This is a genomic window from Butyrivibrio fibrisolvens (genome assembly GCF_037113525.1).
Lineage (GTDB): Bacteria > Bacillota > Clostridia > Lachnospirales > Lachnospiraceae > Butyrivibrio > Butyrivibrio fibrisolvens.
On sequence record NZ_CP146963.1, the window covers coordinates 1,711,339 to 1,734,173 of the forward strand.

Below are 22,835 nucleotides of genomic sequence, written 5' to 3' on the forward strand. Positions count from 1 at the left end.
AAAATGATACCCCGGTGAGTCAAACTCATCGGGGATTTTTTGTATAGATATATGAAAGATAGTTAAACACTCAACGAATGAGGCCTTATTTTTTGGACTTATAGAAGTCTGTAATATACTCTGCTCTTGAAGACATGTTGGAGATCATAGCATCAAGAAGGGTTACTGCAGCCATGCATTCAACAACTACTACAGCTCTTGGCACTACTACAGGATCGTGTCTTCCGCCTATCACAACGTCTATAGGACTTCCGTCCTGCTTAACAGTTGCCTGCTCTTTGGAAATAGAAGGTGTTGGCTTAACGTGACACCTAAGTACTATTTCAGAGCCATTACTTATTCCGCCCATGATGCCGCCGGAATGATTTGTTGTAGTTACGATCTTTCCGTTTTCGCTTGTGAAGCCGTCGTTATCTTCTGAACCTTTATAGGTTGATACTAAAACTCCGTCGCCAACTTCAACCGCTTTTACTGCGCCTATAGACATAAGAGCCTTGGCCATGGAAGCATCAAGCTTGTCAAAAACAGGATCGCCGATTCCGGCAGGAACACCTTTTATGCGACATTCTATTACGCCACCTACAGAATCCTGCTCTTCACGGCATTTCTGAATGTAATCAAATGCTTTCTGAGCAGCATCTGCATCGGGCATGCATACAGGATTTTCTCTTATAACAGAAGGATCAAACTTATCAGGATCGATACTTACAGGACCTATTGATTTAGTATATGCGGTAAGCTCTATGCCCATTTTTTTAAGAAGAGTGCAGCAAAGAGCTCCTGCAGCTACACGGCCGATGGTTTCGCGTCCTGATGAACGTCCGCCGCCTCTATAGTCTCTGAAACCATATTTGGAATCAAAACCAAAATCAGCATGTCCGGGTCTGTAATAGGAGGCTATCTGACTGTAATCTCCGGATTTCTGAGATGTGTTTCTTATCATGAGAGAGATGGGAGTTCCTGTAGTCTTTCCTTCAAAAACACCTGATAAGATCTCTACTTTATCGTCTTCTTTACGAGGAGTGGTAACTGATGAAGTTCCTGGCTTTCTGCGGTCCAGATATTCCTGGATCGTGCTTTCTGAAAGCTCCATTCCTGCAGGGAACCCGTCTATAACGACACCAAGAGCAGGTCCGTGTGATTCTCCCCAGGTTGAGATTTTAAGATTTTTTCCAAATATTGATCCTGACATGAAGCGCCCCTTTTGCATATATATTCATGAATGAATTTTGTTAAAGAAACCATTATTGTAGAACCAGTCTGATAAAAGCTAGTTCTGAACTGCATTATATATAATATTTATGCGTACTGCAACAAAAAAGAATGTCGAATTTGTAAAAAGTGTTTAAAAATTCCCAAAATGTAGTATAATATCTGTATGATATACCGAGAATGCAGGGGGAGCCTGAGTTGGGTGCAATGAAAAACAAAGATGTTTCATTTGAGCCGACATTTCGGGAGAAAGCAGTTCGGCGAATAGGGAAGTTCGTAAAAAAGAATAGGAAGTTCTATTTTTTCGGTGTCATCGCTGTCGCAGCAGTTGTTTTTGTGACGGCATTGTTTAGTGCTTTTTATGATAATAGAAAACGTATTCTAAGTATTGCATGTATCCTTTTGTTCTTCGTATCTTCAAGTAGTTTTTCTTATCCCGTTTTACCAATGGATGTAAGTTTCGTATCAGACAGTATCCGTAGTGATGACAGTTCTGATACTGATTATATTGCTACTGAAGTTACCAATGACAAATTACAGGATACAGAAACGATTTCTTTAGGAAGTCAGAATTCATCTCAAGACAATGTCTTTTCAGATGATCAGAGTATTAATGAAAATGCGGAAGAAGATCTCAAGTATGACGGAAATGGAGAACTTCTGGGAGAAGTATCAGAGAGCGATCAGATAAGCATCTCAGAGATCCTTGATTCATCTGATGATCTATCTTCATATGATGAAGAGTCTGGGACTTGTGAACAGGCTCAGGCTGAAGACAAACAGTTTTCAGCAGATGACTGGAATCTGATGCTGGTCAACAAGCAGCATCCCATTCCTGATAATTACGAATTTGAGACCGCGCAGATATCAAGCGGTGGCAAGCTTTGTGATGAAAGGATCCTTTCACCTTTAAGGCAGATGTTTGAAGCTGCTGCCAGAGATGGAGTTTCACTTGTGGTATGTTCTCCTTACAGATCCAATAATCGTCAGGAGATGCTTTTTGCAAGAAAAGTAGATTACTATCTGGAACAGGGATATGATTATATGCAGTCATATGCACTGGCATCACAGGCAGTTACAATTCCAGGTTCATCAGAGCATGAGATCGGACTTGCTCTTGATATCATAACTGATGGATATTGTTCTCTTGATGAGGGCTTTGGAGATACAGCTGCAGGAAGATGGCTTGCTCAGAATTCGTATAAGTACGGATTTGTAGTCCGTTATCTCAAAGGTAAAGAAGAAATAACCGGAATCGAGTACGAGCCATGGCATATCAGATATGTCGGAGTTGCTGCTGCAACAGTTATGTACGAGGAAGGCATATGCCTGGAAGAGTTCTGGGACGAATATCTTTACTAAAAACAAAAAATCTTGTCTAAAAAAATTCAATGGTATATTATGATTAGGGGCATGGAATGCATGCCCCTATATTTTTGCTTTTTGATTGTAAAAATGCAGCTTATTTTCATTTGAAATGTTTAATTTATAAGCTGTTGTGAAAAGAGGTTATATGTACAAATTATTAAAAACAGAAGGCCGCGCCAAAAGAGGCGAATTCCAGACTGTTCATGGTACGATCCAGACTCCTGTATTCATGAATGTTGCAACTGTTGCAGCAATAAAGGGAGCTGTATCAACTGAAGATCTCGAAGGTATCAAGAATCAGGTAGTTCTTTGTAATACCTATCACCTTCACCTTCGTCCCGGCGATGATAATGTATATCGTATGGGCGGTCTTCATAAATTCATGTCATGCAATAAGCCTATACTTACAGATTCAGGCGGATTTCAGGTCTTTTCCCTTGCTAAGACAAGAAGGATCAGAGAAGAGGGCGTATACTTCCATTCTCACATAGATGGTCACAAGCTCTTTATGGGACCTGAAGAGAGTATGAGGATCCAGTCTCACCTTGGAAGTACTATTGCCATGGCATTTGATGAGTGTCCGTCTGCAAGAGCTGATCACGAATATGTTCAGATGTCAGTTGACAGAACTACAAGATGGCTTGAGAGATGTAAGAAGGAGATGGACAGACTCAATTCTCTTCCTGATACAGTCAATCCGCACCAGATGCTCTTTGGAATAAATCAGGGCGCGATATTTGATGATATCAGGATCGAGCATGCAAAGAGAATAGCAGAGATGAATCTTGACGGCTATGCTGTAGGAGGTCTTGCTGTTGGTGAGACTCATGAAGAGATGTATCACGTACTTGATACAGTGGTTCCATATCTTCCTCAGGATAAGCCTACATACCTTATGGGCGTTGGTACACCTGCCAATATCCTTGAAGCTGTAGAAAGAGGCGTAGACTTCTTTGATTGCGTATATCCAAGCAGAAACGGACGTCACGGCCACGTATATACAAAGAAAGGTAAGCTCAATCTCCTTAATGCACGTTTTGAACTTGATTCTCATCCTATCGAAGAGGGCTGTCAGTGTCCTGCCTGCAAACGCTATTCAAGAGGTTATATCCGTCACCTTCTTAAGTCAGGCGAGATGCTTGGAATGAGACTTTGCGTTCTTCATAATCTGTACTTCTACAACAATATGATGGAAGAGATAAGGGATGCACTTGATAATGGCAACTTCGCAGAATATAAGAAGAAGACCATTGAGGGATTTTCTGAGTATGAAGAGCTCAGCACAGCTCCAGGAAGCGATATAGCAAAAAATTGGCGCAAAGGATAAATGAGTTTGGAAATATAAATATTTCCAAACTCTACGACGTGGCGGAGCAGGCTCCACCACGTCCATATGAGCTTAAAATTTGTAATTTCAAACTACATTGAAGGTGAAATTGAACGATTTTTATTACGAATTTTTAACAAAATACGCTCTTGTAAGTGAACTTTTTATTGTGTATCATTTAAAGGTAGCTTTTTTGAAGCTCTTATAAAGAATTAAAAGAGGATTCCGGAGGAAAACTAAATGTATTCAGATGTGTTTAAGATGGTTGGTACTGCTGTAGAGGGTCAGTCTCTTGGCATGAGCTATTATCTGATCATACTTGTTGTAATGTTCGCATTCATGTATTTCATCATGATCAGACCTCAGCGTAAGCAGGAGAAAGAAAAGGCAGCAATGATGGCAGCACTTGCTGTTGGCGATAGTGTTCGTACAACAGGTGGATTTGTTGGAACAGTAATCGATATCCATGACAACATGGTAATCGTTGAGTTTGGTAACAACAAGAATTGCCGTATTCCTATGGTTAAGGAAGCAATCGTTGAGATCGAGAAGCCTGAAGATGCTGTTAAGCCAGTAGAAACTAAGGCTGACAAGAAGAAAAAGGATTGATTTTTTAAAGGATGGTAAGAAAGTTTAGGCTTTCCTGTCATCCTTTTTTCGTACATATAAATGCATCCATGCATTTATGAACATGTATAGAGTTACGTTCCGTAACCTGAGTTACGTTCCGTAACCTGAGTTACGTTCCGTAACTTGAGTTACGTTCCGTAACTCTATACATCCTGTATCCGTGAATAGAATTATATACCGAAGATGTGCTACAATTTAATAGATGATTTTTCATCGTGTTTATAGGTGCGATATTAATGTTGTCATGAAGGATACATTAATTCTGCACCTTGTACTTTGAATTTTTTTAAGCTAAGATGGTACTTAACTTTTGCGAAGACGGAAAGGGGAAATAACATTGAAGCTGAACATTACATGCATTCCCGGCGATGGGATAGGACCGGAAATAGTTGCTGAGGCTAAAAAGGTTTTAAACAGTGTAGCCAAAGTATATGAACACGAGATCGTTTTTACAGATGTACTTATGGGAGGATGTTCAATTGACAAGTACGGGGTTCCTCTTACTCAGGAAACCATCGATACTGCTAAGTCTGCAGATGCTGTACTTATGGGCTCCATAGGCGGCAATACATCCACCTCTCCATGGTATAAACTTCCACCGGAAAAGAGGCCTGAAGCAGGGCTTCTTGGTATTCGTAAGGCACTTGGTCTTTTTGCAAATTTAAGACCTGCCTATCTGTATCCTGAACTTAAGGATGCATGCCCACTTAAAACACAGATAAGTGAAAAAGGTTTTGATCTTATGATCATGCGTGAACTTACAGGCGGCCTGTATTTTGGAGACAGGAAGACTGAAGAGATCGATGGTCAGGAAGTTGCTACAGATACACTTGTTTATTCAGAAAAAGAAATAGAACGAATTGCTATCAGGGCATTTGATGTTGCAATGAAGAGAAGAAAGAAAGTTACCTGCGTTGACAAGGCCAATGTACTTGATTCTTCAAGACTTTGGAGAAAGGTTGTTACAAGGGTTTCAGAAAACTATCCTGAAGTAGAGCTTTCGTTCATGCTTGTTGATAACTGCGCAATGCAGCTTGTAAAGGATCCTGCACAGTTTGATGTGGTACTTACAGAGAATATGTTTGGAGATATCCTTTCAGACGAAGCAAGTATGATAACAGGTTCAATAGGAATGCTTCCTTCTGCATCTCTTAACGAGACGAGCTTTGGACTTTACGAGCCAAGCGGCGGATCTGCTCCTGATATTGCGGGAAAGGATATAGCTAATCCTATAGCTACGATTCTTTCTGCGGCTATGATGCTGCGCTATACATTCGGCCTTGATAAAGAGGCTGACTCTATAGAAACAGCAGTTAAGGATATCTTGAAAAAAGGGTATAGAACAGGCGATCTTAAGAACGAGGAGACTCCCTCAGATATGATCCTGTCCTGTTCAAAAATGGGAGATGTCATCGCTGCAGAGATTAAGTAGTTAATGATTTAGTGATTTGACGGGATGATTAAAAAAGAAAAGAATGCAGACAAGGGGCTTGTGATCAGTAGGATCCACTACAGACCACCGCGGGTTCATATATCTGAGGATCCCCAGGATATGGCGGCTGTGCTGGCTGTAATAGTAATGTTTTTATACTTTGTGTGGAGGATGTTTTATATAACACCTTCCTATGAAGAACTCCATGATTACTTTTATTTCATTAGTAAAGGCCCCTTATATACAGCAACTCACTGGTCTGCAGAAGGCAATCATATAGGTTATAACTTTCTGGCATCACTTCTAAATGTGGCAGGATTACCCAAGTTTATGGTAATGCGAGGAATATCCTGTTTGTGTGCCTCATCAAATATGATCCTTTTGTACAGGCTTTCAAAAAGATATTTTACACACTGGATTCCTTTTGCAACTATTGTTACCTACAGCGGTTTTGAACTTGTAAATATCTTAAATATACAGGGGAGGGGATATACATTATCAGTAACATTATTCCTTTTATCAGTATATTTGTTTGGAAGACTTACACTTACAGAGAGTTTTAGTAATATTCAGTATGCTTACCTCGTAATCATATTTATAAGCGCACTTTATGTCCATCTGTGGAATATCAACTGGATCATTCCAATGTGCCTTTCAGCATGGCTTTACCTTTTCATCAATGGACTAAGGACCAGAAAAGTAAGCGGAACTATAAGAAATAATGTCTATTTCATGCAGCTTTTCAACATCCTGATATGCGCGATCGTAGGATTTGCTGTTGCAGCTGTACTATATACCATAAATATACTTGGAAGCGGAGCTGCGATCCTTCTTGCCGGAGGTGGTTATGAAGGTCTTTCAAGAAGACAGATCATTTCAAGTGATCCTGTCAAGGCCTTTGTTGAAGGTATAAAGCTCCTTACAAAATCCTTTGGGATGATAAGACCTGAAGGAGACAGATATATTATCAGATGGTATCACTTTATTTTTAACTTCTCAGAAAGCTTTACACCGGGATTTGCTCATGTACTTATGGTGATATGCTTTATAGCCATATTTGTAATGCTGACCGGATGTATTCTGTATTTTGAGGAAAGCAGGACCTGTATAAGACTTATCATACTTGGACAGATGTTCTGGCTTCCATTTTTACTTACTTTTGTAAAAAAAGTTCCTTCCTATGAATCATATATGTTCATGGGAGTTATTATGGCGATGGCGGTAAGCTTTGTTATAAATAACTTTATCATTACCATTAAGAAGTTTGAATTCCCGCCTCTGACTTACGGTCTGCCGCTTATTATGGCTGTTGTTTATTTCTTTATCGGAGTGTTTGGCAATACCTTTTTTGCCCCATATGATATGGAAATAGATGAGACCTACAAAGCGCTTATTATGGTAGATCCTTCAGGATATGATGAACCTGTGGTAACTGATACACTTCAGAAGTATGTGATGGAATTCATGTATGATGTTGATCCTTCTGAAAAAATGGAAGATGCAGATTATCTTCTGATAAGAAGAGATGAGTATAACGATACAAGTTTTCCATTGCCGGATAACATAAGAAGTCTGCACAGGACATATGAAAATAGCACTTATATTATTTTCACAAAATAAATACAAATGGCATAATAGTCAAAAGTTATTTGTGATAAGACTATGATAAGAACCAGTTAATAAAAGGTATTATTAAGAAACAGGAGATGAGACTATGAACAGTGACAGAGTTTTAAGAGGCCTGCAGCAGGCACCTCACAGAAGTTTGTTTAATGCACTTGGATTTACTGAAGAAGAGAGAAGAAAACCACTTATCGGTATTGTTTGTTCACAGAGTGATATTATTCCCGGCCACATGGAACTTCAGAGAATAGCTGAAGCTGTTAAGCTCGGCGTAGCTGAAGCAGGCGGTATGCCTGTAGTTGTTCCTGCAATTGCTGTATGTGACGGTATCGCAATGGGACATATCGGAATGAAGTATTCTCTTGTTACAAGAGATCTTATCGCAGACTCTACAGAATGTCTGTGCAAGGCTCATGGTTTTGATGCTATGGTCATGATCCCTAACTGTGATAAGAACGTACCAGGCCTTTTAATGGCTGCGGCACGCTGCAATATACCTACGATCTTCGTTTCCGGTGGACCTATGCTTGCAGGACATGTTGATGGACGTAAGAGATCTCTTTCTTCCATGTTCGAAGCTGTCGGAGAAGTTACTGCCGGCAAGATCACTAATGAAAAGCTTCTTGAGTATGAAGAGAAGGTTTGTCCTACATGCGGAAGCTGTTCAGGTATGTACACGGCTAACTCCATGAACTGCGTAACAGAAGCTATCGGTATGGGCCTTAGAGGTAACGGAACTATACCTGCTGTATACTCAGCAAGAATCCGTCTTGCTAAGAAAGCCGGCTACAAGATCATGGAGCTTTTAGAAAAAGATATTAAGCCAAGAGATATCATGACTAAAGAAGCTTTCGAGAATGCCCTTGCAATGGACATGGCACTTGGATGCTCTACAAATACAATGCTTCATATCCCTGCTATCGCTCACGAAGCAGGCGTTGAGATCAACATGGAATATGCCAACGAGATCTCTGACAGAACTCCTAACCTGTGTCACCTTGCTCCTGCAGGTCCTACATATATGGAAGACCTTAACGAAGCAGGCGGCGTATATGCAGTTATGAAGGAGCTTACCAAGAAGAACCTTCTTCACACAGATCTTATTACCTGCACAGGCAAGACTGTTGCTGAAAACCTTGAGGGCGTAGAAAACCTTAACCCTGAAGTAATCAGGCCTATCGAGAATCCATATCTTCCAAATGGTGGTATTGCTGTACTTAAGGGTAATCTTGCACCTGATACAGGTATCGTAAAGAGATCTGCTGTTGCACCTGAAATGATGGCTCATGAAGGTCCTGCAAGAGTATTCGACTGCGAAGAGGATGCTATCGCAGCAATCCTTGGCGGTAAGATCAAAGACGGAGACGTTGTTGTTATAAGATATGAAGGACCTAAGGGCGGTCCTGGAATGAGAGAGATGCTCAATCCTACATCTGCTATTGCAGGTATGGGACTTGGTTCTACAGTTGCTCTTATCACAGATGGTAGATTCTCAGGAGCAAGCCGCGGAGCTTCAATCGGACATGTATCTCCTGAAGCTGCAGTTGGCGGACCTATCGCACTTGTAGAAGAGGGCGATATCATCTCCATCGATATCAACAACAATACTCTTAACATGAAAGTATCTGATGAAGAGCTTGCTAAGAGAAAAGCTGCATGGAAGCCAAGAGCGCCTAAGATCACAGACGGCTATCTTGCACGCTACCAGAAGCTCGTAACAAGCGGTAATACAGGAGCTATCCTTAAGGTTCCGGATATAGATTAAATGTACATAGAAATGCATCCATGCATTTCTGAACATGTACTTAATTACATCCTGTAATCTGTACATAGAAATGCATCCTGTAATCGATATATAGAAAAATAGTAATGAGGAGTAGGAAAAAATGGTCTTAAATGGTGCAGAAATCGTTCTTAAATGTCTTAAGGAGCAGGGTGTAGATACAGTGTTCGGTTACCCGGGTGGAACAATCCTTAATATTTACGACGAGCTGTATAAACATTCTGATGAGTTTCACCATATCCTGACAAGCCATGAGCAGGGTGCTGCACATGCTGCTGACGGATATGCAAGATCTACAGGTAAGGTTGGCGTATGTATGGCAACATCAGGCCCAGGCTCAACTAATCTTGTAACAGGTATAGCAACAGCATACATGGACAGCGTACCTATGGTTGCTATCACATGTAACGTTAACCTTCCGGCCCTTGGTAAGGACTCTTTCCAGGAGGTTGATATCAACGGTATCACAATGCCTATTACCAAGCATGGATTTATCGTTAAGGATGTTAAGAATCTTGCTGATACTCTTAGAAGAGCGTTCGAGATCGCAAGATCAGGACGTCCCGGACCTGTTGTAGTTGATATCACCAAGGATGTTACAGCTGCAAAGTGCGATTATACACCGGCTCAGATAGCTGATCCAAAGCCTAAGAAGAGCTATACCAAAGAAGATGTAGAAAAAGTTGCTGCCATGATAGCAAAGTCAAAGCGTCCATTTATCTATGTGGGCGGTGGTGCTATCATCTCAGGAGCACACAAGGAAGTAAGAAAGCTCGCTGAAACTATTCAGGCACCTGTATGTGATACCCTTATGGGCAAAGGCGCTTTCGATGGAACAAATGAGCTTTATACAGGAATGATAGGTATGCATGGAACCAAGACTTCCAACTATGGAGTTAGTAAGTGCGACCTTCTTCTTACCTGCGGTGCAAGATTCTCAGACCGTGTTATCGGTAATCCAAAGGCATTTGCCAAGAGTGCCAAGATCGTTCAGTTCGATATCGATGCTGCTGAGATCAATAAGAATATCAAGACAGATGCTTCCATAGTTGGCGATCTTAAAGACATCCTTACAGATCTTCTTGAAGTGCTTAAGCCAATGAAGCATGAGGAGTGGATCTCTGAGATCGAAGAGATGGAAAAAGAGTTCCCGCTTTCCTATGACAAGAATAAGCTTACATGCCCTTATGTAATAGAAGAGCTTGATAAGGCAACTAAGGGAAATGCCATCATCACAACAGATGTTGGTCAGCATCAGATGTGGGCAGCACAATATTATAAGTATAAAAATCCAAGAACATTCCTTTCAAGCGGCGGTCTTGGAACAATGGGATACGGCCTTGGTGCGGTGATTGGTGCCAAGATGGGTAACCCTGATAAGATCTGCGTTAACGTGGCAGGTGACGGATGTTTTAGAATGAACATGAACGAACTTGCAACAGCCAGCAGATACAACATTCCTATCATCGAGATCATTGTTAATAACCAGGTACTTGGAATGGTACGTCAGTGGCAGAACCTCTTCTATGGACAGCGTTATTCCCAGACTGTTCTCACAGATAAGGTTGATTATTGCAAGGTTGCAGAAGGACTTGGATGTAAGGCCATTCGCGTAACTAAAAAGTCAGAGGTTGCACCTGCTATCAAAGAAGCTATAAATGCAGGCGGACCTGTAGTAATTGACGTTGTTATCGAAAAGGACGATAAGGTTTATCCTATGGTTCCTGCAGGAAAGCCTCTTACAGAAGTATTCGATGCAAGCGACGTAGAGGACTAAAATAAAAAACATTTAGCATTTGCGTTTGGGCTACTTTGTATAGCCTAAACGCAAATATGCTAATAATGAGGTTGATATTACGATAAAAATAAGTAATCATTTTATTTTAATTGTGGTATCATGAGTATATGAAAACTATAATTAAGTGGCTGAGTGGTATACTAATAGGGATCGTGGTAATGGCGGCTTTGGTCTATATGGCCTTGGCAGTCTATTATCACGACCGTTTTGTTTTAGGAACATGGGCAAGGGGACATTATATAACAGGGCTTAGTGTAAGTCAGGCTGCTGAGATCCTAAACAGTGAATATGAATCCAGAGACCTTGTCGTTGTTGATAAGGACGGTAAGAGATATGAAGTGAAGGCTTCGGATATAGGAGTTAAAGCAGACTTCACGCTTTCTTTGCAGACCGCCTTTGATAACCAGAATGTTATCTCGTGGATCTATTACATGGTCAATGGAAAAGAAGTTACCATGGTTCCTGAAATTTCATTTGAAGAAGATGCGCTTGAGAGAATAGTCTCCAAGTGGTCCTGTTTTGATCTTAAGGATGAAAATAGAGGTATTGAAATAGTAAACGTTGTAGATGAAGGCTATCAGCTTATTGATACAATGGGAGACGTACCTGTTTATGACGAGATCATAAATCAGGTTGGAATTGCAATAAGAAGCGGCCTTGGACAGATTAATCTGACTGACTTTGAATCCTGCTATAAAGACCTCGAACTTACTAATGAGATGAAGTCTGTCAAAAAGACTTATGAAAAGATAAGTGATATTCAGGATACTGGTATAACCTACAAGTTTGGAAGTCAGGAAATCGAAATAGATGGCTCTTTTGTAGGAGATGCTATCGTGACGCAGGCGCAGGCTCAGGATATGTCCACACAGAAGCCTAAGAAGAATCAGCCTGGAAGCGGATACTTTATCTGCGGAGGAGAAGAAGTTTCTTTTCCCAAAGAATATCATATTGAAAATGGATTCGTAGTAGATTCTAAAGGAAATCTCCTTCTTAGTGAATCATCATTATATGAAAGCGTGAACGAGCTTTGCGGGCAGTTTAATACGGTTGGAGGCGAAAGATCTTTTGTTAACTATGCAGGTAAGACTATCAAGGTTGCCGGTGGTACTTATGGTAACAAGATCGACTCTACCAAGGAATTCGATTATCTTATCGAAAGCCTTTTAAGCGGAACAGAAGAGATTCATGAACCTTCCTATGAACAGCTTGCGGCAAAGCAGGGAACGGATGATATCGGCAACACTTATATTGAGATAAGTATAAGTGATCAGCATCTGTATTATTATCAGGACGGTGTGCTGATCCTTAACTGCGATATAGTTACAGGTAATGTGGCAAGAGGCAGGGATACGCCTACAGGTGTTTACTATGTCTATGGCAAAGCCAAGAACAGGTATTTAAGGGGCAGGGGCTATGTGTCTTTTGTCAAATTCTGGATGCCTGTTTATAAGGGCGTGGGAATTCATGATGCCAGCTGGCGTGATGAGTTTGGAGGAGATATATACCTTGATGAAGGATCTCACGGATGCATAAACCTGCCTACGGAGAAGGCTGAGGAATTGTATGGTTATGTAGAAGTAGGCACGCCCGTAATTATATACTAATTGAAACATCGCACAATGCATGGTTATGTGATAAGATATATAAGAAATTGAATTGGTAAAGGTTTCAAAGAGGTAAGATAGTTTTATTCAGCACTAAAATTTAAAGAAGTTGAAACGGAGGGAGCCCACGTGAGCAACAGACTTTATAAGTTGATGAACTGGCCGGAAATTGAGGAAATTATCTATTCAGACGGACACGATCCACATAGGATCCTTGGAGCACATAAGGTTGGAAATCAGATCCTGATTCAGACTTTTCGTCCTGATTATGCAGAGATCAAAGTAGTTTCATCTGATGGTAAGACTTACAAAATGGAACTTGAGGATGATGCAGGATTTTATGCAGCTCTTTTGCCATATAAGGCTAATTTTTCTTATCACTATGTACTTGTAGATCAGAGCGGACAGGAGACTGTGCTGCATGATCCGTATATCTATGAACCTGTGATAACGAGAGAAGATTGTATTAAATTCTCCAGCGGAATGCATGACACTATTTATGAAAAGCTCGGTGCTCATGTAATGGAGAGAGATGGAGTAAAGGGTGTTAATTTTGCTGTGTGGGCACCTGATGCAGCAAGAGTATCTGTAATTGGCGATTTTAACAGCTGGGATGGCCGTATCCATCAGATGCGCAGGGTTGATGAGAGCGGAGTATACGAACTTTTCATTCCTGATGTAGCTGAAGGAGAGGAATATCAGTTTGAATGTAAGACAAGAGGAGGAGAGATTTTCCTTCGTCCTGACCCTTATGCACTGAGAACAAAGGATTATAAGGCTGAGGTTTCAGTAGTATCTGCGCCTGCTTCATATAAGTGGAGTGATAAGGCATGGATGACTCAGCGTAAGACATATGACAAAACAGGAAGTGCACTTTCAATATGTGAGCTTTCTTTGGACGGATTTGCTCAGACGGCTTTTGAAGATGATGAAACAGTGACTTATGCAGCGCTTGCATCTCGCGTTATCCATTATGTAAAAGCTAATGGCTTTAATGCGATAGAGCTTCTGCCTGTATGTGAGCATGATGAAGTTCATAAATTCGATGTTAACAGTTTCTATGCTATTAAGGGCGAATATGGAACTGCTGCAGAATTTATGGGATTTATCGATGCATGTCACAAGGAAGGGATACGTGTGATCCTTGACTGGACAGCAACTTATTTCCCAAGAAGAGATTATGGTCTTTCTTATTTCGATGGCCATGCTCTGTACGAGTATGAGGATCCGGGTAAGGGCACACAGCCTGGAACACACCGTCTTATATTTGACTATGGACGCAAGCAGGTAACCAATTTCCTGTATGCTAATGCTTTATATCTTTTGAAAGAATTCCATATTGATGGTTTACGTATAACAGATATCTCAAAGGTTCTGTACCTTGACTACGACAGAAAGCCGGGTGAATGGACTCCTAATATCTACGGCGGATATGAGAACCTTGAGGCTGTTGAATTCATGCGTGAGCTGACTCAGAAGATCAATCAGTTTGATCAGGGAGTCCTTCTTATAACAAAAGAGACCGCATGCTGGCCACATCTTACTGACACAGTTGAAGAAGGCGGACTTGGCTTTGACTATAAGTGGAACAATGGCTGGTCTCATGACTGCCTTGAGTATATGAAGTATGATCCTCTTTTCAGAGGTCAGCATCATAACGAGCTTACCTTCTCAATGATGTATTCATATACAGAGAAGTTCATTCTCGCTCTGTCACACGAAGATGTTGGCGGATATCCTGCTCTTAAGGAGATGATGCCGGGCGATGATGATCAGAAAGAGTCCAATGTCAGACTGACGATTGCTTATCTGATGGTTCATCCTGGTAAAAAGATGCTCTATCATGGAAGAAATGCAGTATCCATGGAGCGCGGTCTTCAGATGGAGAACTTCATTTATAAGCTCAACATGATGTATTTCGAACATCCGGCACTTTACGAGCTTGATGATGTAACAGACGGCTTTGAGTGGATCAATTCCATGGCAGCAGATCTGTGCATGCTCGCTTTTGTCAGAAAGAGCAGTAAGGATGAGGAAGAGCTCCTTGTTGTTATGAACATGGCGGGTGTTGAAAGAGAGCTGCGAGTTGGCGTTAACCACGATGGGCGCTATGAAGAGATCCTTAACACTGATGCCAAGGACTTTGGCGGAAGTGGTGTAATAAACGACAGGAAGATCGAAGCTGACCTTATTGAGGCAGATGGCCGTAAGTACAGCGTTCCTGTAAGACTTGCTCCTCTTTCACTTGCAGTGTTTTCATATATACCTTACACTGACAAGGAAAAGAAAATCCGCAAGATAAGAGAAGAGGCTCACGAGAAGAAGATAGCTGAGCAGGAGAAGAGCAGATCACTTCTCCTTAGTAAGCATGAGAAGGAAGAAGCTAAGATGCTTGCAGAGCTCAAGGCTAAGTACGAGAAGGAACTTGCTCAGCAGCAGAAGGCTATTGAAGAAAAGTATGACAAGATCGAGGAAGAAAGAATCTTTGCCATAGTTTCTGATGCAGCTATCGAAAAGCTTTCTGAAACTTCTAAGGATGCTGCTAAAAAGCCGGCTAAGGCTGCTTCTAAGAAGAGCTCTATTACTAAATTTCCTGAGGGAAAAGAAGTAAAGAAGGCTGCACCTAAGAAGACTTCGGCTAAAGGGAAATCCTCCGCAAAAGGCGGTAAGAAAAAACCTACAGGAGATAAGTCCTGACGGATTAAAATAAAAAGATATAAAGGCAATAGGTATTACTTGATATGGGTTTAGATGTTTTGTTTAACAGATTCGTAGGAACTGCACTTACTATGAGTGCAGTTTCTACTGCGTCATCAGCAGCTTCGGCTTCGACACTTACTTCAACTCAGGAGGCTGCAGAGGAAATTAATATATTACCGGCCACGGAGACAGCAGCAGAGACCTTGTCAATGCTCTCGGGATCAGAAGTGGATCCCAGCGCCATAGAAAAATTCATGGCTGAGCTTCCTGACAAGGCTCTTAATTTGGGAGTGAAAATATTAATTGCTTTCATCCTCCTTCTTGTTTGCTGGAAACTTGCGAACCTTATAGTTAAGGCTGTTCGTAAGTCTATGGAGAAGGCAAGGACAGATGAGAGCATTATCCACTTTGTCTGCAAGTTTATAGAAGTTGGACTGAAGCTTGTCGGAATAGTCATCGTTGCTACATCACTTGGCTTTAATTCTGCAAGTATGGTAGCTTTACTTGGATCTGCCGGTGTTGCTATCGGTCTTGCTGTTCAGGGCACACTGTCCAATCTTGCAGGCGGCGTTATGATCCTTCTTGTTAAGCCATTCAGACTTGGTGACTACATTATTGAAGATTCTCACAAGCATGAGGGTACGGTTAAAGAGATATCTCTTTTTACAACCAAGCTTATTACTCCGGATAACAGAGTGATCATAATTCCCAATGGTGAGCTTTCCAATACATCTCTTACCAATTCTACAGGCAATAAGGTAAGACTTTTGCAGGTATTTGTCGGTATTCCTTACAGTGAGAGTATCAATAAGGCAAGGACTGTTCTTGAGGGAGCAATGAATTCCAGTAAGTATGCTCTTAAGGATCGCGAGATGCTGGTTGTGGTTAACGACTTTAAGGATAGTTGTATCGAGATGCAGCTTAGATGCTGGGTTAAGGCTTACGACTATATTGCTTCAAAGTGGGATCTTAACGAGAGAGTTAAGAATGCGCTTGATGAAGCGGGCATTGAGATTCCATTCAATCAGATCGATGTGCACATGAAGCAGGGGTGAAAACATATGCGCTTAGCGTAAATACAGTCTTGAAAAAGAATATTCCTGCTAGTATAATGATTTTTGTCGGTTCGCTGAATTTATGCGTATCGAAAAAATATGAGTTGCTGGAATGGCGCAGTTGGTAGCGCAACTGATTCGTAATCAGTAGGTCGAGGGTTCGAGTCCCTTTTCCAGCTTGGATACCAGTTACATCTTTTGGATGTAGCTGGTATTTTTTGCATTTTTTTGCACAATATCTGAATCGTCAGATAAAAATGTCATTCGTCGGATTTGGTTACTTGAAAATATGGTAATAGTACAATAGTACAATTATTGAGGTATATGAAAATGGGATAATTCTAAAAAAATATATATCAAAAATATATTATCATTCTTGAACATATAGTTCGAGAATGATAATAATTATAAGCAAGGAGCATGAAAAAAGAATGGGAAGAATTAAAATCAATCTCGATCAGCTTGAAGAAGTCAGAGAACAGTACGAGATAGCAATGAATGTTACAGAAGATGTTATCAGTAAGGCCAGAGAGGACCTTAACTCCATGGCTGAAGAAGTCTGGGAAGGTGAAGATGGCGACATGGCAAGAGATCTTTTTGGAGATCTTGTGTACAAAGAAATGCCGGAAACCTGGAAGCACATCGATGCTAGCAACGAAGCGATTAAGAAGGCTCAGAAGAAAGCATATGAAGCCAAGAACTACTGCAACGATTTTCCGAAAATTTTCAAAGGAGGGGAACCGTCTGAAGGTAATCAGTCTCCTTGTAGTGGAGATCTTCTCTGTGACCCGGGCAGCTGCGCAGAACTAAAGCATAATATGGCTAATGCCGGCCAGAACGCAGCTAATCTCAAAAACCGCATTAAAGAAGTAGCAGACATACTGTCACAATTAGAGACCCCTGAAGCAAAATTCAATTATACATCTTATACTCAGCCTATCATAGAACAGGCACAGGACGTTGAAGATTATACCAGGAACTTTAATGAAGATTTGACTAAATACGAAGCCAAAGTTAATGAACTGGATAGTACACTATCCAAAGAACTCCTTGCTGCAGTTCCTGAAACTGTTGAAAAACCGTTCGATCCATCCTGCCTTCTTGGAGAAGACACCATCCATATGCAAGGCGGGGATATCATAAATACTCTCGAAGAACACAACTCCATAGATATAGGCAGCAAGTTAAGTGACGCCCAGCTTGAAAATATACTTGCAATGCTCTTTGACAAGAAGGATATAGATGTATCCGGATTATCAGAAGAGGATCTTGGCATGGCATTTATTACCCTTCCGGAAGAGAAGAAAAAAGCAGTCCTTTTTGAAATGGGATACACTAAAGAGCAGATAGATTCTATACTTGAATCATATAAAGGCCATAAGTCTACAGCTGCAGGTACAGATTTTGGAAGAACACTTGTAGAAAAGATAACGGATAAATATGGAAATCCATTTGACAGATTGGGTAACGAAGAAAAAGATAGTAAATCGGAATCGTCTGGAACAAAACCGGGGCAGAATAATAATGCAGTCTATACTAGTGCTGAATTAAATGATGTAACTATTGCAGGTGGTGGAGCAACTCCGGAGCAAGTGCAGGAATGGGTTGAAACAGGCGATACTGAATCTATGAATGAATATATAGAGGAAACATCTCAGAATGTTGATCAGTGGGATGAGTATAAAGCTGCTAATCTTGCTGCTATATATGAGTGGTCACTTCAAAGTGGAAACACTGAAGTTGCTGAAAATTTTGCAAGGCATTTCCAAATTGTTTCTGAAGACTCTAAGCCGTACAATGGCACAGGAAGTTTACAAATACATACTTTTACGATGAATGCAGATGCTTTAGACGCTATATATAATAGCTTTCCAAAGTCTGACAATAATGAAATAAGAGACTCACTGGAAGAATTAAAAAAAGCATCTGGTAATTATTATGTAGCAATAGATCCCTGGGGTACTGAAGCTTATATAGGGAACATGAAAGCGACGTTAAATGATGATCATCAAATACAGTTTTCTTACGATGAACAAAATGGAAAAAATATAGTTGTAGCAACATCTGCTCATTCTATTTTAGACGATACACCATCATATGTCATAGATTATTGGATTGATTCAAAAGACAAAGATAAGCTTTGCGCATATATAGAAGCGACTCCAGATGATGATAATAATTGGGATTCTGCAAGGGCAACTAATCTCGGACATATTTGGGTGGATTCTATTTCTAATTCAGGGAATGAAGATATTCTAGAAACCTTTGTTGATCATTTTGTTATAGATGTTAATCCGGGTGATTTAGGATATGAGGGTGATATGCCTAGCTATACAATGAATACAATGGCTCTAGGAACTATATATAGTACTATAGATAAAAACAAAAATGGAGAAGCATATTGGACATTAGTTAGAGTTGCTAATAGAAGAGATTTTAAACATGATTATCTATATAAAACTATAGATAACTGCTTTGACGTAACATTTACAGAAGACGGTCATTATAAATTTTCATATTATTCAGGAGATGTAGAACGACCTTTTACATCCAGTATTACATCTGCAGATATAACAGAGCAGATAAATATGTATAATCTAAAAACAAATGTATTTAAAAATTCTGATGGTGAATATAGTGCTGATGATTTAAATGATTTTTTAAAGCTGATTTGTACTGATTATGATTTAGAAATGGTAAAAAAATTGGCGGAGGCATCTATACCAATCTCGTTAGCAAATAATACTGATAATCCTTTTAACGTGGTGTTTGATGAAACTGATCCTAACAAAATATCAGCTACAGGAGATGCGGCTCTATTTAAATATGCTAAGCAATTACTCAAGAGTAATATAGTTTATGATAATGATTCAGGAAAAATTAATGTAGAACAAACAGAACGCAATTTAAAAGATAGTATTTTTGAAAATATGTTAAACAGCTTACTATGTAAAGATGAAGAAGATTGTATATATTCAGATTCTGATTATCGAAAGGATTATCTCGATATAATAATAGCTAACGGAATAGCTGATATGTTTTTAATAGAAACTAAAGATATGGTAGAAGATTGTTTGAATAACGATATTGATGGATTAAAAGAGGATATTATTTCTTTTGATATTAGCTCACAAGTAACTGTGTTACTTGAAACATTTAGAAATCTGATAAATAAAAATAATCAAGAACTGAGTATTCAGGTTGATAATCTGAAACTTAATAATAGTAAAATGAATGATGCAACTCTTTTTTCTGATATAACAATTACCAATTTAAATACAGGCGAAAACGAAACAATAATAGATTTTGGTTGTGGTGTTTTTGATGGATCAAAGATACCGAATGAGAAGACTAAGGTAGCGTATTATGAGCATGTTGAGAGTGATCCTTTATTAGACTTGGCAATATCAACTGCAATATCATTAGCTTTATGTTTTGCCACTAAGGAAATTGGAATAGCATATACTTTGGCAACAAGTTGTTATGGATTAGCTAATATATTATCGACATCCTCAGATAAACCCTCAGATGATTTAATGACGATTTTTTATGGGTCATATATTGGATACGGTCCGGGAGGTTCAAGTGAGGATTCTATATATGCCGGCGGAATTAGTGCTATAATAGCGCAGAATGCAAATGCGGCATTACGGCAGGCAATGGTTATAGCAAATGGTTATTCTGCTTTGACAGATGGAGATATTAATACAGAAGATACAACTAGTAACAATATTGCAGACGGAATCAAAACTGATTTTAAAAATAAAAAAGCTGATGCCGCTTATTATGCTAAATTATATTTTGTATTTACTGGACATAATATAAATGATGATTATAACTATACATGGGAGGATGTAGAGCCTGATGAAATAATCGCTTATCAAAATATATATGATAATTATGATGATGATTATAAATGGGATACAGTAGGCGACGAAGATTATTTTTATGATGAAAAACCAGCAAATGATATTTTTCTCAATTAAGGAGGGCTAGTATATGAAAAAAATAGTAATACTAATAACAATCTTTTGTATTACTATCATAACCATTATCCTTTTTACTGTTTTTGGATTGCCATATATAAAACCAGTAAAAATCCCATTTGCATTAAAGGGATATGAGATTACATTAGAAGATGACTATGTAATTCTAAACAAATATGTTGGAAATGATAAAAATGTTGTAATTCCAGAACGCTTTTTAACAAAACCAGTGAAAGTTTTAGGTGATTATTGCTTTGATGATGGCTTAAATGGCACTCCGTTGGAAAAGAAAATTGAAAGTGTAGAGATTCCAGATAGTGTAGAAATAATAGGTGATCACTGTTTTGAATTTATGTCAAGTTTAAAATCAGTTACTGCGACCAATGTAATATCTGTAGGGGAGTATGCATTTTATGAGGATGATGGTCTGGAAAATGTGAGTTTGGGTTCTGATTTAACCATTATCAAAACAAAAGCTTTTTCGGTAAATCTGCACCTCGTATCATTTGATTTTACTAATGTAAAAGAGATTGGAGATGAAGCATTTGCGAAGAGTGGACTTACAAATGTGACAAATATGCAGAGTATTGAGAAAATTGGAGCGTGCGTGTTTGCGAAAACTCCATGGCTCTATGCCCAGGAAGGAGATTTTGTAATTATTAATGGTTCATTGCAATTATATAAAGGCGAACAACAGATAGTAGTAATTCCTGATGAAGTAAAATCAATAGATGGAGCATTTTGTAAATATAAAAGAGAATACAAATATCCTATAGATGTAAAAGAAGTTTATATACCGAATACAGTTACTAGTATTTCGGACGATTCTTTTTATTGTCAACATAATTTGACTGTATATATACCAGATAGTGTAACAAGTATAGATATTTTTTGTGGCTTGAATGGAAATGAGTATTCTGGAATTGGAAAAATAGTTACTACAGCAGATTCCTATGCAGAACAGTTTGCAAAAGAAAATGGTATACCATATGAAATCGTAGATAGTTGGGAAGTGCCGGAGACATAACATAGGCAATATCATTACAGAGAATCAGGGTCAGGGACTGCTGGGAAAGTGCTAATAATGTAGTACCTGACCCCGATATTTTTTTATTCAAAGTATAAAGTGAGGAAGGAATACATTAGTATATGAAAAAAATAGTAATAATAACAATCTTTTGTATTACTATCATAACCATTATCCTTTTTACTGTTTTTGGGTTGCCATATATAAAACCAGTAAAAATCCCATTTGCATTAAAGGGATATGAGATTACATTAGAAGATGACTATGTAATTCTGAATAAATATGTTGGAAATGATAAAAATGTTGTAATTCCAGAACGCTTTTTAACAAAACCTGTGAAAGTTTTAGGTGATCGTTGCTTTTATAATAGCTTAAATGGCACTCCGTGGGAAAAGGAAATTGAAAGTGTAGAGATTCCAGATAGTGTAGAAATAATAGGTGATCGCTGTTTTGCATTTATATCAAGTTTAAAATCAGTTACTGCGACCAACGTAATATCTGTAGGGGAGCATGCATTTTATGAGAATCGTGCTCTGGAAAATGTGAGTTTGGGTTCTGGTTTAACCATTATCAAAACAAAAGCATTTTCAGCAAATCCACACCTCGTATCATTTGATTTTTCTAATGTAAAAGAGATTGGAGATGAAGCATTTGCGTATAGTGGACTTACAAATGTGACAAATATGCAGAGTATTGAGAAAATAGGAGCGCGCGTGTTTGCGGAAACTCCATGGATTTATGCTCAGAAAGGTGATTTTGTAATTATTTATGGTTCATTACAATTATATAAGGGAGAAGAACAAATAGTAGTAATTCCTGATGGAGTAAAATCGATAGATGGAGCATTTTGTCAATATAGCAGTGAGTACAAATATCCTGTAGATGTTCAGGAAATATACATTCCGGATTCAGTAGAGAGCATATCAAGTTATTCTTTTTTTAGCCAGGATAATGTGACTATTTATATACCAGATAGTGTAACAAGTATAGAGATTAGTTATGGCAGAAAATGGGAAGGGTATGATTTATCCGGAATAGGGACAATAGTTACTACAGCAGGATCCTATGCCGAACAGTACGCAAAAGAAAATGGTATACCATATGAAATCGTAGATAGCTGGGAAGTGCCGGATACATAATACAGGCAATATCGTCACAGTGAGTCAGGGTCAGGGATTGCTGGGAAAGTGCTAATATTGCAGTACCTGACCCCGATTTTTTTAGCTCGGATACCAGTTACATCTTTTGGGTGTAGCTGGTATTTTTTATGCTCAAATTGCGGTATTA

Annotated in this window: 14 protein-coding genes and 1 tRNA gene; 14 read left to right on the forward strand and 1 reads right to left on the reverse strand. The window is 39.3% G+C overall.

The window, feature by feature from the left end; all coding sequences use genetic code 11:
• Window positions 1–85: 85 nt before the first annotated feature.
• On the reverse strand, window positions 86–1,192 hold the full coding sequence (gene aroC, locus WAA20_RS07010) for a chorismate synthase (protein ID WP_073384532.1): 1,107 nt from the start codon (window positions 1,190–1,192) through the stop codon (window positions 86–88).
• A 227-nt stretch (window positions 1,193–1,419) separates the two neighbouring features.
• On the opposite strand from aroC, the gene WAA20_RS07015 reads away from it, so the two are divergent.
• The 14 genes from WAA20_RS07015 to WAA20_RS07080 all read left to right on the forward strand — a co-directional run bounded on the left by WAA20_RS07015 (window position 1,420) and on the right by WAA20_RS07080 (window position 22,687).
• Entirely contained in the window at window positions 1,420–2,574 is a 1,155-nt protein-coding gene (locus WAA20_RS07015; RefSeq protein WP_242951126.1) for a D-alanyl-D-alanine carboxypeptidase family protein, read from the forward strand.
• Window positions 2,575–2,725: 151 nt separating this feature from the next.
• Window positions 2,726–3,907 (forward strand): tRNA guanosine(34) transglycosylase Tgt, encoded by a 1,182-nt coding sequence (gene tgt, locus WAA20_RS07020; protein ID WP_073384528.1) that lies wholly within the window; start codon window positions 2,726–2,728, stop codon window positions 3,905–3,907.
• A gap of 261 nt (window positions 3,908–4,168) precedes the next feature.
• Complete coding sequence (gene yajC, locus WAA20_RS07025) at window positions 4,169–4,516, forward strand: preprotein translocase subunit YajC (RefSeq protein ID WP_073385009.1); 348 nt, start codon at window positions 4,169–4,171, stop codon at window positions 4,514–4,516.
• 358 nt (window positions 4,517–4,874) lie between these two features.
• Window positions 4,875–5,969 carry a 3-isopropylmalate dehydrogenase gene (gene leuB / locus WAA20_RS07030; RefSeq protein WP_073384526.1) on the forward strand — a complete coding sequence of 365 codons (1,095 nt, stop codon included), beginning with the start codon at window positions 4,875–4,877 and terminating at the stop codon, window positions 5,967–5,969.
• Window positions 5,970–5,993: 24 nt separating this feature from the next.
• Window positions 5,994–7,589 carry a hypothetical protein gene (locus WAA20_RS07035; protein WP_073384525.1) on the forward strand — a complete coding sequence of 532 codons (1,596 nt, stop codon included), beginning with the start codon at window positions 5,994–5,996 and terminating at the stop codon, window positions 7,587–7,589.
• A 94-nt stretch (window positions 7,590–7,683) separates the two neighbouring features.
• Window positions 7,684–9,357 carry a dihydroxy-acid dehydratase gene (gene ilvD, locus WAA20_RS07040; protein WP_073384523.1) on the forward strand — a complete coding sequence of 558 codons (1,674 nt, stop codon included), beginning with the start codon at window positions 7,684–7,686 and terminating at the stop codon, window positions 9,355–9,357.
• Window positions 9,358–9,478: 121 nt separating this feature from the next.
• Window positions 9,479–11,152, forward strand: a complete 1,674-nt coding sequence (gene ilvB / locus WAA20_RS07045) for a biosynthetic-type acetolactate synthase large subunit (RefSeq protein ID WP_073384521.1) — start codon at window positions 9,479–9,481, stop codon at window positions 11,150–11,152.
• A gap of 128 nt (window positions 11,153–11,280) precedes the next feature.
• Window positions 11,281–12,780 (forward strand): L,D-transpeptidase family protein, encoded by a 1,500-nt coding sequence (locus tag WAA20_RS07050; RefSeq protein ID WP_081373598.1) that lies wholly within the window; start codon window positions 11,281–11,283, stop codon window positions 12,778–12,780.
• Window positions 12,781–12,909: 129 nt separating this feature from the next.
• Window positions 12,910–15,477, forward strand: coding sequence for a 1,4-alpha-glucan branching enzyme (glgB, locus tag WAA20_RS07055; protein WP_073384518.1), 2,568 nt, complete (start codon window positions 12,910–12,912; stop codon window positions 15,475–15,477).
• Window positions 15,478–15,521: 44 nt separating this feature from the next.
• Complete coding sequence (locus WAA20_RS07060) at window positions 15,522–16,535, forward strand: mechanosensitive ion channel family protein (protein WP_081373597.1); 1,014 nt, start codon at window positions 15,522–15,524, stop codon at window positions 16,533–16,535.
• Window positions 16,536–16,641: 106 nt separating this feature from the next.
• Window positions 16,642–16,714 (forward strand) — tRNA-Thr (locus tag WAA20_RS07065).
• 216 nt (window positions 16,715–16,930) lie between these two features.
• The gene (locus WAA20_RS07070; RefSeq protein ID WP_139263559.1) at window positions 16,931–20,521 is read left to right on the forward strand and encodes a hypothetical protein; all 3,591 of its coding nucleotides are present in this window, start codon (window positions 16,931–16,933) and stop codon (window positions 20,519–20,521) included.
• 13 nt (window positions 20,522–20,534) lie between these two features.
• On the forward strand, window positions 20,535–21,548 hold the full coding sequence (locus WAA20_RS07075) for a leucine-rich repeat domain-containing protein (protein WP_073384514.1): 1,014 nt from the start codon (window positions 20,535–20,537) through the stop codon (window positions 21,546–21,548).
• Between the two features lie 122 nt (window positions 21,549–21,670).
• On the forward strand, window positions 21,671–22,687 hold the full coding sequence (locus WAA20_RS07080) for a leucine-rich repeat domain-containing protein (protein ID WP_073384512.1): 1,017 nt from the start codon (window positions 21,671–21,673) through the stop codon (window positions 22,685–22,687).
• The last annotated feature ends 148 nt before the right edge of the window (window positions 22,688–22,835 follow it).